Source organism: Pseudomonadota bacterium (genome assembly GCA_008501635.1).
In the GTDB taxonomy this organism is placed as follows: Bacteria; Pseudomonadota; Gammaproteobacteria; order QQUJ01; family QQUJ01; genus QQUJ01.
Genome location: QQUJ01000010.1, coordinates 381,912 through 396,008, shown reverse-complemented (window position 1 = coordinate 396,008; position 14,097 = coordinate 381,912). Strand labels below are relative to the sequence as shown.

The 14,097-nt window shown below is 62.4% G+C and carries 12 protein-coding genes; 6 read left to right on the top strand and 6 right to left on the bottom strand.

Translation table 11 applies throughout. The annotated features are described in order from the left end of the window. Positions 1–11: 11 nt before the first annotated feature. Positions 12–572: a DUF3365 domain-containing protein gene (locus tag DWQ09_04260; GenBank protein ID KAA3629468.1), complete on the bottom strand. Its 561-nt coding sequence runs from the start codon at positions 570–572 to the stop codon at positions 12–14. 110 nt (positions 573–682) lie between these two features. After that, positions 683–1,594 (bottom strand): LysR family transcriptional regulator, encoded by a 912-nt coding sequence (locus DWQ09_04255; protein ID KAA3629467.1) that lies wholly within the window; start codon positions 1,592–1,594, stop codon positions 683–685. Between the two features lie 338 nt (positions 1,595–1,932). Here DWQ09_04255 and DWQ09_04250 point away from each other — a divergent pair, with 338 nt between their 5' ends. Next, on the top strand, positions 1,933–2,829 hold the full coding sequence (locus DWQ09_04250) for a phosphoribosylaminoimidazolesuccinocarboxamide synthase (protein ID KAA3629466.1): 897 nt from the start codon (positions 1,933–1,935) through the stop codon (positions 2,827–2,829). Between the two features lie 45 nt (positions 2,830–2,874). Here the strand turns inward: DWQ09_04250 and DWQ09_04245 are convergent, their stop codons facing one another. Continuing rightward, on the bottom strand, positions 2,875–3,411 hold the full coding sequence (locus DWQ09_04245; GenBank protein KAA3629465.1) for a hypothetical protein: 537 nt from the start codon (positions 3,409–3,411) through the stop codon (positions 2,875–2,877). A gap of 91 nt (positions 3,412–3,502) precedes the next feature. Between DWQ09_04245 and DWQ09_04240 the strand changes: the two genes are divergently transcribed. The 5 genes from DWQ09_04240 (at position 3,503) to DWQ09_04220 (ending at position 10,992) form a co-directional block, all read left to right on the top strand. Beyond that, entirely contained in the window at positions 3,503–4,480 is a 978-nt protein-coding gene (locus tag DWQ09_04240; GenBank protein ID KAA3629464.1) for a quinone oxidoreductase, read from the top strand. Between the two features lie 132 nt (positions 4,481–4,612). After that, a complete protein-coding gene (locus DWQ09_04235) occupies positions 4,613–5,812 on the top strand; it encodes a 2-octaprenyl-6-methoxyphenyl hydroxylase (GenBank protein KAA3629463.1) in 1,200 nt (399 codons plus the stop codon). After that, entirely contained in the window at positions 5,809–7,008 is a 1,200-nt protein-coding gene (locus DWQ09_04230) for a 2-octaprenyl-3-methyl-6-methoxy-1,4-benzoquinol hydroxylase (protein ID KAA3629462.1), read from the top strand. The genes DWQ09_04235 and DWQ09_04230 overlap by 4 nt, the downstream gene beginning before the upstream one ends. Before the next feature lie 222 nt (positions 7,009–7,230). Then, positions 7,231–10,284, top strand: coding sequence for an EAL domain-containing protein (locus tag DWQ09_04225; protein ID KAA3629461.1), 3,054 nt, complete (start codon positions 7,231–7,233; stop codon positions 10,282–10,284). Positions 10,285–10,335: 51 nt separating this feature from the next. Continuing rightward, entirely contained in the window at positions 10,336–10,992 is a 657-nt protein-coding gene (locus tag DWQ09_04220) for a thiopurine S-methyltransferase (GenBank protein ID KAA3629460.1), read from the top strand. Positions 10,993–11,029: 37 nt separating this feature from the next. Here the strand turns inward: DWQ09_04220 and DWQ09_04215 are convergent, their stop codons facing one another. From DWQ09_04215 to pyk, 3 genes are all read right to left on the bottom strand, one after another. Next, positions 11,030–11,326, bottom strand: coding sequence for a DUF1330 domain-containing protein (locus DWQ09_04215; protein ID KAA3629459.1), 297 nt, complete (start codon positions 11,324–11,326; stop codon positions 11,030–11,032). 170 nt (positions 11,327–11,496) lie between these two features. Continuing rightward, complete coding sequence (locus DWQ09_04210; protein KAA3629458.1) at positions 11,497–12,561, bottom strand: fructose-bisphosphate aldolase class II; 1,065 nt, start codon at positions 12,559–12,561, stop codon at positions 11,497–11,499. A 60-nt stretch (positions 12,562–12,621) separates the two neighbouring features. Further along, positions 12,622–14,064 carry a pyruvate kinase gene (gene pyk, locus DWQ09_04205; protein KAA3629457.1) on the bottom strand — a complete coding sequence of 481 codons (1,443 nt, stop codon included), beginning with the start codon at positions 14,062–14,064 and terminating at the stop codon, positions 12,622–12,624. Positions 14,065–14,097: the final 33 nt, after the last annotated feature.

The following is a 14,097-nucleotide window of genomic DNA, read 5'->3' as shown; positions in this document are numbered from 1 at the left end:
GTCGCCGGGTATTACATGGGCTGGCGAATGGTGAATGCGCCGCGTAGATCGCCCGGCTGGTAACCGCGCGCCTGATCGGTGGGATAGAGCGCCTGCAACTTCGCCTCGACTTCGGCGGGAACGGTGGCGCCGTGGCACTTGGTGCAGACCTCGGCGGTCGGAATCGCCTTCATGTAACGGAACTCGCGCTTGCCACCCTCGGTAACGATCTCGGCATGCTCCAGCTGATCCGGCTTCTCACCGGCGGCCTTGCGCTCCTCGAAACGTTTCAGCACGTGGATTTCCCAGGCGTCGGGTGTGTTGGCGGGATTGCGGATCTTGAGGCTGGTGCGCCCGACCCCCCACCCTTTGGCAGCACTGTGTTGCTTGGCGATGCCCGGCGCCTTCTGGTTGCACACGGCAATGGCATTGACCGGACCACCGCTCTTCATGGCGCCCTCCAGTTCCCCCTTCAGTTCGCCAAAAAAGGCCTTGATGACTGCCCGGCTGTCGGCGGTGCGCTGCTGTGTTTCATCGGCCCCCGCCAGCAGCGGCAAACAGAGCGTGATGCCCATTACTATCAGTTTTCGCATAATCTCCTCCTCGGTGGTTGCGCCCAACGCTGCGTTGCACGCGAGCGCGGCCCTCGAGCTTAGGAAATCCCACTGGTGGCGAAACTACCCCACTTGGGAGGGGTCGGAGGTCAGATCTGCGGCATCTGCCACACCTCGCCGGCGTGTGCAAGGACATAGTCATGGAACACCCGGGCGACCGGTGAGAGTCGCTTGCCCTTACGGTGCACCAGATACCAGTGCCGCATGATCGGGAAGCCGGTCACATTGAGCACCGCCAACCGCCCTGCCTCCAGCTCCAGCTCCAGCGTGTGGGCCGACACCAGGCCCAGCCCCATACCGGCCATTACCGATTGCTTGATGGCCTCGTTGCTGGTCATCTCCATGCCGGTCTGGATGGTAATGTCGCGCTCGCGAAAGAACCGCTCCATGGCGCTGCGGGTGCCCGATCCCCGCTCGCGCACCACGAACACCTCGTCCTGCAACCGTTTCAGCGCAATGCGCTTCTTGTCCGCCAGCGGATGATCCGGGGCGGCTATCACCACCAGCGGATTGTCCATGAACGACTCGGCTTCCAGGTCGAGTTCCTCGGGCGGCTTGCCCATGATGGCCATGTCGGTCTCGTTGTCCATCACCTGGCGCAGCAGGTGCTCACGGTTGGTGATATCGAGACTGATGGTGATGCCCTCGTGCTCACGCGCAAACGCCGACAGCAGGCGCGAGGCAAAATAGCCGGCCGTGCTGGCCACTGCCACCTGCAGACGTCCCTGGCGCACGCCTTTCATGTCCTCGATCATCTCCTCGGTTTCCTTGAGCTGGCGGGAGATCCCGCGGCTGCAGCCAAGCACCTCCTGCCCGGCATCGGTGAGGAACAGGCGTTTGCCGATCTGCTCGAACAGCGGCAGACCGACGTTCTCCTCCAGCTGCTTGATCTGCATCGAGACAGCGGGTTGAGTGAGGTAGAGCTCCTCGGCGGCGCGGGTATAGCTGAGGTGGCGCGCCACCGCTTCGAACACGCGCATCTGGCGCAGAGTCACATGCATGGCTTGGTGTCTCGGTAGGGTCGATTTCAGATAAAGTTTAACTTATCCATCAAATCAAAAGAATTTAATTTTCTATATGACTGACGCCACCTATATTTATACCCTTCAGACAGTGGCAGCCCGCTCCCAGCCTTCAGATCCGGGGGCCATTGCCTGGGGACGATGTGTCGATTCAACCCGTCATTGGGAGCGCCGACAGACATTGGTCATACGGCGGCGGTGGAACGGCACACCCTCTCTCCGCAGCTGGTATTGGAGGCCCGCCAGGGCCTCTTTTTTTGGCACCATTACCGGCAATCCCGCTAAAATGCGTGTTTTCCCCGGCGACGATAAATCCCATGAGCGAGACACCCAAGGTCCTATTCGAATCCCTGCTGACGACGCTGACCCCGATCGCCCGCGGCAAGGTGCGCGACATCTACGCCATCGACGACGAACACATGCTGATCGTCACCACCGATCGCCTCTCCGCATTCGATGTCGTACTGCCCACGGGGATCCCGGGCAAAGGGCGCATATTGACGTCGCTTTCCAATTTCTGGTTCGCCCGCACCGGTCACCTGATTCCCAATCACCTGACCGCCATTCCGCTGGCGCAGGTCCTGCCCGACCCCGCCGAGCGCAATACCGTCGAAGGTCGCGCCATAGTCGTGCGCAGGCTCAAACCGTTGCCCATTGAAGCGATTGTGCGCGGTTATATTGTCGGCTCCGGCTGGAAGGAGTATCAAAAACAAGGCACGGTATGCGGTATCCAGTTGCCGGCCGGCCTGCGTCAGGCCGATCGGCTTCCCGAACCGATCTTCACTCCCTCCACCAAGGCGGAGGTGGGCGATCACGACGAGAACATCAGCTTCGAAAAGGCGGTGGACCTGCTGGGTGAAGGCCTGGCGAATCAGGTACGCGACGTCAGCATCGCCATCTACAAGGAGGCAGCCGCATACGCGCTGGAGCGCGGCATCATCATCGCCGACACCAAGTTCGAGTTCGGTTTGGACGCCGACGATCGGCTGGTGCTGATCGACGAAGTGCTGACACCCGACTCCTCACGCTTCTGGCCGGCAGACTCCTACGAACCCGGATGCAGCCCGCCGAGCTTCGATAAACAGTTTGTGCGCGACTATCTGGAGACCCTGGACTGGGACAAAACACCCCCAGGACCCGAGCTCCCCGACGAGATCGCCGCCAAAACCGCGGAGAAATACCAGGAAGCGCTGCATCGGCTCACCGGCGAATAGCACCCGAACTGGCGCGTGCCCCGCACCCCGTGATCGGGGCGGGGCTCAACCGCCCGGCGCGGCGACCACCAGATACCCGCCCAGCGTCTCCCGCAAATCCGCCAGGCTCAGAGCCCTTTCCCGCGACCAGTCTTCGAATCGCCGTTCGCAACGCAGCTGGCGCACCTCGGGTTGATCCGGGGCGGAAAGATGGAAGACGATTCCCAGCATATAGTCCTCATCCCTCGCGAAGAGACTCGCCCGCCGCAAAGCCCAGCCTTCGACCGCGGCCAATCGCTCCTCGCGTATCCCGGTAATGATGAAACTGCCGCTGCCGTATTCCCGCGCCTGCTCGCTGCGCGCGCTGAAATGGAGATCGAGCGAACAGTGCCAGGTCCACAGATTTAGTCCCCGCGAGGGCTTGATCTCACCCCCCTGAAACCAAAGTGTGGTGCGGCCTCCGGGGTAGGTGAACGGGGTTGCAATCTCCAGGCGGGCGCCAACGGGCAACTGCTGCGCGACCTGCTGCACCGTGTAGCTGGCCTGCGTCGAGCATCCCGTCATCAGTAGTGCACCGAGCGCCGCCACCCATCTTTTGGTCATCACCTTGCACCTCCTCTGCTGACCGGCAACGACCTTTAGACTACCCTCTTAATGCAGAGTGCCCCTAGCGCACGCAATAGGAGATTGCCCCATGACCCACGCCATCCGCATCCATCGCACGGGCGGCCCCGAAGTCATGCAGTGGGAAGCCGTCGAGATCGGTGAACCCGGTCCCGGCGAGGCGCTGGTGCGCCAGGAAGCGGTGGGGCTCAATTTCATTGATGTCTATCACCGCACCGGTCTTTACCCGTTGCCCGGGCTGCCCGCCACTCTCGGCATGGAGGGAGCGGGTGTGGTGGAGGCCGTCGGCGCCGGGGTGACCGAGGTGGCACCGGGCGACCGGGTCGCCTACGCCGGTCTCCCGGTGGGTGCGTACGCCGAGGCGCGACTGCTACCCGGCCACCGCCTGGTCAAACTGCCGCAGGAGATCGATTTCCGCACCGCCGCCGCGGCAATGCTCCAGGGCATGACCGCGCAATACCTGCTGCGCCGCACCTTCCGGGTGGAACCGGGGCAGACCATCCTGCTGCATGCCGCTGCCGGCGGCGTGGGACTGATCGCCTGTCAATGGGCAAAACACCTGGGGGCAACAGTGATCGGCACCGTCGGCAGCCCCGCAAAGGCAGAGCTGGCCCGCGCCCATGGCTGCGATCACACCATCCTTTACCGCGAGGAGAACTTCGTCGAGCGGGTCAAGGCGATCACCGACGGCCAGGGTGTCGCTGTGGTCTACGATGCAGTGGGCAAGGACACCTTCATGCCCTCTCTCGACTGTCTGCGGCCGCTGGGGATGATGGTCACCTTTGGCAATGCTTCGGGACCGGTGCCACCGCTCGATCTGTTGTTGCTGTCGCAGAAAGGATCGCTCTTCGTCACCCGACCCACGCTGATGACCTACACCGCCAGGCGCGAGGATCTGGTAGCGAGCGCAACGGAACTCTTCGAGGTAATAGGCAGCGGCACCGTGCGCATCGCGGTCAATCAGAGCTATCCGCTGGCGGAGGCGGCGCAGGCGCATCGCGACCTCGAGGCGCGCAAAACCAGCGGCTCGACCATCCTGCTGCCCTGACCAGGTGCCCCGGCAAGGCCCTCGCAGTTGATTTCGCGCAATGACGCAGCTGTGCCGAAGGCGCGAAGATAGTGCGCTGAACCGACCTGCAGGCCGCCTGCCCAACCGCGGAGACCCGCTGAACGTCCCCCGATGGAACGATTCGATCTCATCATCTGCGGCGCTGGCCCCGCCGGGGCCGCGCTGGCCAGTGCACTGACACCCTGGCTGAGGCGCATTGCCCTGGTCGACGCGCATGCAGCCCGCCTGGAAGCCGCGCGCGTCACCGACCACCGGGTGCTGGCGCTCGCCGACAGCAGCGTGCGCATACTCGCCGGCTTGGGGCTTTGGCGCCAACTGGGACCGCGCGCGACCGCCATTCGCCAGGTCGAACTTGCTACCGGTGGCAACAGGCCGGGGGCCAGCCTCGATGGCCGTCAGCGGGGATTGGGTGCATTGGGCTACACGCTGCCCGCCGCCGAGCTGATCGCTGTGCTGCACCGCCACCTCTCTCAGCGGGGAGTGAACTGGATCGCCCCGGCCACCCTGGAAGAGGTCACGGTCGGCGCTACCGAGGTGACAGTACATGCCGGCGACAGGCAGCTCGGCGCCCCCCTCCTGGTAGGCGCGGATGGCACGCACTCCCGCGTACGCGAGGCGCTCGGCATCGGCAGCCACGAACACGATTACGCTCAGCAAGCCATCGTAGCCCGGGTTGAATCGACACCCCCCGGCGCCGACATCGCCTACGAAGTACTCACTCCGGGTGGACCGTTGGCCCTGCTGCCCGAAAGTGCGGGTTGGGCGCTGGTCTGGGTGCAACCGCAGGCCGCGAGCGAGGAGCTGCTGGCGCTTGCGGACAGCGACTTCCTCGTTCGTCTGCAGGCACAGCTGGGAACCAGCGTGCGGCTGACGGCACTGAAGGGTCCACGCTCGAGCTACCCGCTCAAGCAGCTCAGCGCCTGGACCCTGACCGCCGAGCGCACGGCGCTTATCGGCAACGCCGCTCACACCGTACACCCGATCGGGGCGCAGGGCTTCAACCTGGGATTGCGCGATGCAGCGACCCTGGCAGAAGGCATTGCCAACGCTGTACGCGCCGGAATGGATCTCGGTGACCCTGCGTTGCTCACCGCCTACGCCGGGCGCCGCCTGGCCGATCATCGACGGGTGCTCGCATTCACCGACGGGCTTGCGCGCCTGCTGGACGAGTGCACACCCGCCAGAAAAAACTGGTTCGGACTCGGACTGGAGCTGTTGCAACGCCTGCCACCACTGCGCAGCGCCCTGGTGCATATCGGTACCGGTGGACTGGATGCGCCTACGCGATTGGGTCGCGGCCTGCCGCTATGAGCCGCCCGGCACCTTCCGTCTCATTCGATATCGTCATTGTCGGCGGCGGCATGGTGGGCGCCGCTCTAGCCGCTGCGCTGAAAGACGCACCGCTCAGCGTAGCGCTGATCGAAGGGCAGGCGCCAACGCCCCTCGACAACCTCCCTCCCGATCTGCGGGTGAGCGCCATCAGTCGCGCCTCACAGCAACTGCTCGAGCGTGTCGATGTCTGGGGCGCACTGGTCGATCGCGCCTGTCCCTTTCGGCATATGCATGTCTGGGACGCGGGCGGAACCGGCAGCACCCACTTCGACGCGACGGAAATCGGAGAACCCGATCTCGGTCATATCGTCGAAAACCGGCGTATCCAACACGCACTCTGGCGGCAACTCGAACAGCAACGCAACCTGCGTCTCCTCTGTCCGGCCCGTTTGACGCACCTGAGCAACACCAGTGCGGCGGCGCAGCTGCGCCTGGACGATGGCACGGAACTGATGGCACGTCTGGCGGTTGGCGCCGACGGCGGCCGTTCCAGGGTGCGGGAGCTGGCGGGGATAGCCACCACGGGCTGGGGCTACGGTCAAAAGACGATTGTCGGCAATGTGCAAACCAGTCGTCCCCATCGCAACACGGCATGGCAGCGCTTCCTGCCCAGTGGTCCTGTCGCCTTTCTGCCCCTCTACGACGGCAGTTGCTCCATCGCCTGGCATACGCGTAGTGCGGAGGCCGATCGCCTCATGGCTCTCGATGACGACGCCTTCTGCGCGGCGTATACCCGCGCGACGGGTCAGGCGCTTGGACGAGTGGAGTCAATCGGACCCCGTGGCTGCTTCCCGCTGCACCGCCGGCATGCCGTCAACTACCATCGCGGACGGATGGTGCTGATCGGCGATGCCGCGCATACCGTGCATCCGCTCGCCGGCCAGGGTGCCAATCTCGGCTTTCTCGATGCCGCAACGCTGGGCCGCCTCCTCTGCGAGGCAGCGCAGGACCGGCAGGATATCGCCGCGCAGAAACTGCTGCAGACCTATGAGCACCGGCGGCGACCCCACAACGCCTCGATCATGCGGGCAATGGATCTTTTCGCAGGGCTGTTCGCGCTGGAGTCTGCGCCGGTGCGCTGGGCCCGGTCCCTGGGGATGGACGTGGCTGATCACTCCGGCCCGCTCAAAAGCTGGGTGATGCGCTATGCCATGGGCATGAATGCCCCTATCTGACCACACCCTGCCTGGTTCCCGTTCGGCGTCCAGGCGGTGCACCGCCTGAAGCACCATAAAATTTACTGATCATCTACATAACTGATTGGTTTACATTCGCCAGGTATAGGCTAGGATGGAAATGGGAAGGTCAGATTGCTCTAGTCCTGTTCGCTGTCGACGCGAACTGGCTGAAACAACAACAAAAACAACCGACAACAGGATGTCACGGAAGGGATCGTCATGCCGCCAGGATCGGGGCAAAAGAGACAACCACCCATCTCCCTGATTGGCTTCCGCACCCTGGCCATTGCGGCGGTGGCAGGCGCAGCCATATCCGGGGCAGCCTTTCTCGCGATCCATACGCTGCAAACCGCTAACACCGAACAGAGCTACCGCAGCGAGAACCAGCGGTTGCTGCGCTTGGCCGGCAACCAGCTCACCGCCGCTTTCGAACACCATTTTGTCCTTCTTCAAGCGCTGGCATCGCACTTTCAGCAGTTACCCGAACCCAAAGACAAAGGTTTCGAGAACCTGGCGCATCGCGCGTTGAGCGCAACACCGGGATTGGCCGCGCTGCTTTGGATCAGGCCCGATGAATCGAGCCGGTCGCGGCTCCATCGCGCCCTCCCGCTTGAAATTGCCGCGCAGTTGTCGGGAGTGATCGGGCCGTCAGCGGGCTTCCCCACCCCACGAACCCAGCCCGTCATAATCAATCTTCCAATGCCGCTCCATCCCAATCAGGACTGGGTCATCGCCATCCCGGCCGGTAAGACCGGGGCGGAGTCAATCGCCGCACTGCTCGATGTCGATCACCTGATCGACACCACCTTGAAGCTCCTCGACAGTCCGAAGCTGAAACTGCGACTCCTGCTCCCAGCCAATGGCGAGGGTTCAACCCGTATCCTGCATCCGATTTCAGCACAACCCACGGAACGTCTTCTGACGACCCGCCTTGATGTGGGCGGCAGAACGCTGCAATTGGATCTCTTTCCTCCGTCTGTCACCGATGCTGCGCTGCATTTCGATCGCAGCGCCTGGCTTGCTCTTGGCGGCGGCGCGCTTCTCACCCTGCTTGGCCTCAGTTACCTGGCGGTTCTGCAACGCAAGGCGGCGCAGTTCGCGCGCCTCCAGCTGACTCAAGGCAAACGCCTGGCGCAACTCGCGCGCCAGGAGATGGAGCAGGACTTGCGACTCAAAAGCAAGGCGATCGAAGCCAGCCACAATGCCATTGTCATCACCGACGCCACCCGCGCCCGCCAGCCCATCATCTACGTCAATAAGGCCTGCGAACGCATCACCGGCTATACGCGCAGCGAACTGCTCGGCCGCAGTCCCGACATCCTGCTTGCACACGAAAAAAATCAACCGGCGATGATCAAACTGCGCACCGCCATCAAGCGCGGCGAGGGCGGTTCCGCAGCGGTTCGCTGCTACCGCAAGGACGGCAGCATGTTCTGGAATGAACTCAGTATTTCCCCTGTCCACGATCCCAGCGGGCGTATTGCTCAACATCTCGCCGTGATGTCCGATGTCACCGATCGCAAACGTTTCGCCGATCAATTGCTGCACCAGGCCACCCACGACCAGCTGACCGGCCTGCCCAACCGCAACCTGATGCAGGATCGGTTGGCACAGGCAATAGCGCATGCCCAACGCTACCAAGGGTTTTGCGGATTGTTGCTGCTCAACGTCGATCGTCTCAAGGCGATCAACGAAAGCCTTGGCCACCGCATCGGAAATCAGGTCCTGAAGGCCACCGCGGAGCGTATCGCGCACTGCGCGCGCAACTTCGATACGGTCGCTCGCCTCTCCGGTGACGAGTTCGTCGTCATACTTCCGGAGCTGCACGAACCCGACGAAATGCTGATTGTTGCAAAACGCATTCTGGAGAGCTTCCTTCAAACCGTTCACGTCGAGGGACACGAGCTCAAGATCACCTGCAGCATCGGTGGCAGCGCGTTTCCGAAAGACAGCGACGATGCCGAAGCGCTGTTGCGCAACGCAGACATCGCCATGGGTCGCGCCAAACAGAAAGGCAAGAACCGTTTCGAGTTTTTCACCCAGGAGATGAACGCCAATGCCGCCGAGCGGCTGCGCATGGAGACCGAACTGCGCCACGCAGTGGAGAACGGCGAGTTGTTGCTGCATTACCAACCCCGCGTCGATCTCACCCATGGACGCGTGGTCGGTGTCGAAGCCCTGGTACGTTGGCAGCATCCGGAGCGCGGCATGGTTCCGCCCGCTGTTTTTATCCCTGTCGCCGAGGACGCCGGCCTGATCCCTCATATCGGCGACTGGGTGCTGCACGCTGCGTGTCGCCAGTTGCGTCAGTGGCAGGATGACGGGCTACCGAGCATTGCGATGGCCGTCAATATTTCGGCCCTGCAGTTGCAACGGCCAGAGCTGCCCCAGGAGATCGGCGATGTGCTGCGCAGTTGTCAGATCGACCCGCGCAATCTCGAGCTGGAACTCACCGAGAGCGTCGTCATGGAAAACGCCGCTGAGGCAATCACGGCGTTGCAACGGCTCAAGGAGATTGGTCTCAACCTGGCAATGGACGATTTCGGCACCGGCTACTCCAGCCTCGCCTACCTGCGCCGCTTCCCCTTCGACTACCTGAAGATCGATCGATCGTTCATCGCCAACCTCACCCGCGATCCAGACGAAGCTTCCATCGCCCGCACCATCATTGCCATGGCCCACAGCCTGCGGCTCAAGGTGATCGCCGAAGGCGTCGAAACCGAGGCGCAAGCACGCTATCTGCAGCACCACCACTGCGATGAGTTGCAAGGCTTTCTGTTCAGTAAACCCATCACGGCGGATGAAGCGGCGGAATTGCTGCGCCTGGGTCGTACGCTCTTTGACACCATGCCGGTTCACAGGAGCAACAAACGCACCGTCCTGATCGTCGACGATCAGATCGAAGCGCTCAACGCGCTGCGCCGGGTGCTGCGCCGTGAGGGTTATCGAATCCTGACAACACCCAGCGCGCTGGAGGGCCTGGAACTTCTCGCCACGGAAGGAGCTGAAGTGGTTATCTCGGATCAACGCATGCCGGAGATGAGCGGTGTTGAATTTCTGAGCAAGGTGCGTGAACTGCACCCCGAGACCATCCGTATTGAACTGACCGGCTCGACTGACATTCAGGCGGCAGCCGAACTTATCAATCGCGGTGCGATCTTTCGCTTTCTCACCAAGCCATGCGATGATGAAGATCTGCGACGCAATGTGCGCGAAGCGTTCAACCAGTACGAAGACGCAAAGCGTTTGAGAGAGGCGCGCGACAAAACCTGACCATCCGTCGCGTATTCTCCCTCGCGCCTCCAACCGACGAAGAGGATACGCATGGAGCCTGACTTCTGGCATCGCCGCTGGTACAAGAACGAAATTGCCTTCCACCAGGAACGCATCAACCTGCACCTGCAGTCGGTCTGGCCGGCACTCGCATCGACACCGCCTGCGACTGTTTTTGTCCCATTGTGCGGAAAAAGCAAAGACATGCTATGGCTGGCCGAACAGGGATTCGATGTCATCGGTATCGAACTCAGCGCAATCGCCGTCGAGGACTTTTTCAAGGAAAACCACCTCGCGCCGACGGTCACAACGGAATCAACATTCAAGCGTTACCAGAGCGGCCGCCTAACGCTGTTGCAGGGCGACTTCTTCGAGCTGCTAACCGCTGACCTGGGCGGGAAGGTCACCGTCTACGACCGCGCGTCGCTCATCGCCTTCCCGCCGGAAATGCGCCCGCGCTACGCGAAGCACCTCTGTGCGCTGCTGACGACAGGAACTCAAATGCTGCTGATCAGCATGGAGTACCCGGAACACGAGATAAAAGGACCGCCATTCTCCGTCCCCGAGAGCGAGGTACGCCGCTTGTTCGAAGACGAGATGCACATCGAGAAGCTGCGCGAGATGGATGTGCTCGCCGAGAATCCACGTTTCATTCAACGCGGCCTCACCTCATTGCAGGAAAAGGTGTTCAAGCTCGTTAAGCGATAATTCCGGCCCCGCGTGCGCCAATGCGCGGCGCCGTTGTTTATTCGGACCCCTCAACACCCACCATCACCATATCGCTTACCGGCAGCCGAATCTGCCGCACCTGCTGATAATCCGGGCTGTGGTAGAAAGACTCGCATGCCGCCTTGGAGGGAAAGCGGATCACGACCAGTCGGCGCGGCTGGAAATAGTCGCCTTCCATGACCTGAAAATCACCTCCCCGCACCAGATATTCACCACCGTGGCGTTCGGCGATCGGCTTGGCACCCAGCATGTAGTTCTTGTACTCATCGGCATCGTCGATACGCACATCGACAATCAAATAGTAAGCGGCCATAACTGAAACCCCAATCTCTGCGCTCGCGGAAGCAACGCCCATGCGTTGCGCTGAAACCAACCTCTCGAGTGTAGCCGAGACCGAGCAAGCCACCACTTCGCCGGCCCGATGAGCCGAACAAAAAAAGGGGCGCTCACGGAGCGCCCCCTTTCATACGCCTGCCAGGTTGTTCAGGTTACCTTGGGATCGAGTTCGCCCGATTGATAACGCGCGGTCATCTGGTCGAGACTCAGTGCGCTCATCTTCGAGGCATTGCCGGCGGTTCCAAAAGCCTCGTAACGCGCCTTGCAGACCGCCTTCATGCCCTTGGTGGCGGCATCGAGGAATTTGCGCGGATCGAACTCCTTGCGATGCTCGGCGAGGAATTTGCGCACCGCACCGGTGGAAGCCATGCGCAGATCGGTGTCGATATTGACTTTGCGTACGCCGTGTTTGATTCCCTCGACGATCTCCTCGACCGGCACGCCATAGGTCTGGCCCATGTCACCGCCATAGTCGTTGATCATCTTCAGCCAGTCCTGCGGCACCGATGAGGAGCCGTGCATCACCAGGTGGGTGTTGGGGATGCGGGCATGGATCTCCTTGACGCGCTGAATAGCGAGGATGTCACCGGTCGGCGGACGGGTGAACTTGTAGGCGCCGTGGCTGGTGCCGATGGCAATCGCCAGTGCATCCACACCGGTCCTCTTGACGAAATCGGCTGCCTCTTCGGGGTCGGTCAGCAACTGCGAATGATCGAGCGTGCCCACCGCGCCGATACCGTCCTCTTCGCCGGCCTGACCGGTCTCGAGCGAACCGAGGCAACCCAACTCGCCTTCCACCGAGACGCCGCCGGCATGCGACATCTCCACCACGCGGCGCGTCACATCGACGTTGTAGTCGTAGCTGGTCGGCGTCTTGCCGTCCTCACCCAGCGAACCATCCATCATCACCGATGAAAACCCGAGCTGGATCGAACGCAGGCAGACGGCTGGCGAGGTGCCGTGATCCTGATGCATGCAGACCGGGATGTGCGGCCACTCCTCGATGGCGGCCAGAATGAGATGACGCAGAAAGGGTGCACCCGCGTACTTGCGGGCGCCGGCCGAGGCCTGCACGATCACCGGGCTATCGGTCTCGGCGGCCGCCTCCATGATGGCGCGCATCTGTTCCAGGTTGTTCACATTGAAAGCCGGTACGCCGTAGCCATGTTCGGCGGCGTGATCGAGCATCTGTCGCAGGCTGATTAGTGCCATGGGTTTACTCCTTAAAAGTTGCTGGCATTGAAAAATGCCGTTCTAAAATCTGAACGCTCTCTAATCCTCTATCGGGACCAATTCGCCGACACGCACGACCTTGATGGCGTTGGTGCCGCCATGCAGTCCCATCAGATCGCCCTTGGTGATGATGACCATGTCACCGTCTTCAACCGCGCCGCGCTTTTTCAGCTCGTCGATGGCGAGACGATTGGCCGTCGTATGATCCGCGGGCGTGGCGCAGGGGACGGGATAGACACCGCGATACAGCGTGACCCGGCGCTGCGTCGACTCGTGGGGTGTCATCGCATAGATCGGAATTCCGGAGCTGATGCGCGACATCCACAGCGGCGTATCGCCCGATTCGGTCATCGCGGCGATTGCCCGCACCGGCAGATGGTTGGCGACGTACATGGCGGCCATGGCCACGGCCTCATCGACACGATGGAACGAGTCATCCATGCGATGATTGGAGCTCATCGCCTCGCGCTGCCGCTCCGCGCTGCGGCAGACGCGGTCCATCGCCGCGATCGCCTTGACCGGGAATTTGCCGGTCGCGGTTTCAGCCGAAAGCATCACGGCATCGGTGCCGTCCAGCACCGCATTGGAGACATCGGAGACCTCGGCCCGCGTGGGTATGGGGCTGTCGACCATCGACTGCAGCATCTGTGTCGCGGTGATCACCACGCGATCGCGCTGGCGCGCCATGCGAATCAGGCGTTTCTGTACGCCAGGCACCTCGGCGTCTCCCAGTTCCACACCGAGATCGCCGCGCGCCACCATGATGGCGTCGGCCGCGGCAATAATGGCCTCGGCATCCTGAACCGCCTCGGTGCGTTCAATCTTGGCAATAATGCGTGATTCGCCGCCCGCCTGTTCCATCAACACGCGCGCCATTTCCACATCGGCCGCATCGCGCGGAAAAGAGAGGGCCAGATAATCGGCGGACAGTTCGGCTGCGATGCGAATGTCCTCGCGGTCCTTGTCGGTCAGCGCGGCTGCCGACAATCCGCCGCCCTGACGATTGATGCCCTTGTTGTTGGAGAGCTTGCCGCCCACTGCGACGCGGGTCTTGATACGCGTCGCGGTGACATCGACCACCGTCAGCATGATGGCGCCGTCGTCGAGCAGCAGCGTATCGCCCGGCACCACGTCGGCGGGCAGTTCCTTGTAGGCGACACCCACCTGCGCCGTGTCTCCGGCATCCGCGGCCAATGTGGTATCGAGTGCGAACAGCGCACCGTCCACCAGCTCTATCGCCCCATCGGCAAACCGTTCGATGCGAATCTTCGGGCCCTGCAGATCCATCAGCACGCCGATGGCGCGACCCGCCGCGGCGGCACGTCGACGCACCAGCTCGACACGACGCCGGTGATCGTCCGGCGACCCGTGAGAAAAGTTGATGCGCGCAACATCGAGGCCCGCCTTGATCATCGCATCCAGCACGGCAGGATCGTCGGTGGCGGGACCCAGCGTCGCGACGATCTTGGTGCGTCGGAGCATTCTGCTGGAATCCCTAGTCGTGTTGGAGTTGGC

Coding starts and splice junctions, on each gene's coding strand:
- DWQ09_04215 (KAA3629459.1), bottom strand. CDS start 11,326: ATGGCCGCTTACTATTTGATTGTCGATGTGCGTATCGACGATGCCGAT.
- DWQ09_04220 (KAA3629460.1), top strand. CDS start 10,336: ATGGAGCCTGACTTCTGGCATCGCCGCTGGTACAAGAACGAAATTGCC.
- DWQ09_04210 (KAA3629458.1), bottom strand. CDS start 12,561: ATGGCACTAATCAGCCTGCGACAGATGCTCGATCACGCCGCCGAACAT.
- DWQ09_04235 (KAA3629463.1), top strand. CDS start 4,613: ATGGAACGATTCGATCTCATCATCTGCGGCGCTGGCCCCGCCGGGGCC.
- DWQ09_04225 (KAA3629461.1), top strand. CDS start 7,231: ATGCCGCCAGGATCGGGGCAAAAGAGACAACCACCCATCTCCCTGATT.
- DWQ09_04245 (KAA3629465.1), bottom strand. CDS start 3,411: ATGACCAAAAGATGGGTGGCGGCGCTCGGTGCACTACTGATGACGGGA.
- DWQ09_04240 (KAA3629464.1), top strand. CDS start 3,503: ATGACCCACGCCATCCGCATCCATCGCACGGGCGGCCCCGAAGTCATG.
- DWQ09_04255 (KAA3629467.1), bottom strand. CDS start 1,594: ATGCATGTGACTCTGCGCCAGATGCGCGTGTTCGAAGCGGTGGCGCGC.
- DWQ09_04230 (KAA3629462.1), top strand. CDS start 5,809: ATGAGCCGCCCGGCACCTTCCGTCTCATTCGATATCGTCATTGTCGGC.
- DWQ09_04260 (KAA3629468.1), bottom strand. CDS start 572: ATGCGAAAACTGATAGTAATGGGCATCACGCTCTGTTTGCCGCTGCTG.
- DWQ09_04250 (KAA3629466.1), top strand. CDS start 1,933: ATGAGCGAGACACCCAAGGTCCTATTCGAATCCCTGCTGACGACGCTG.
- pyk (KAA3629457.1), bottom strand. CDS start 14,064: ATGCTCCGACGCACCAAGATCGTCGCGACGCTGGGTCCCGCCACCGAC.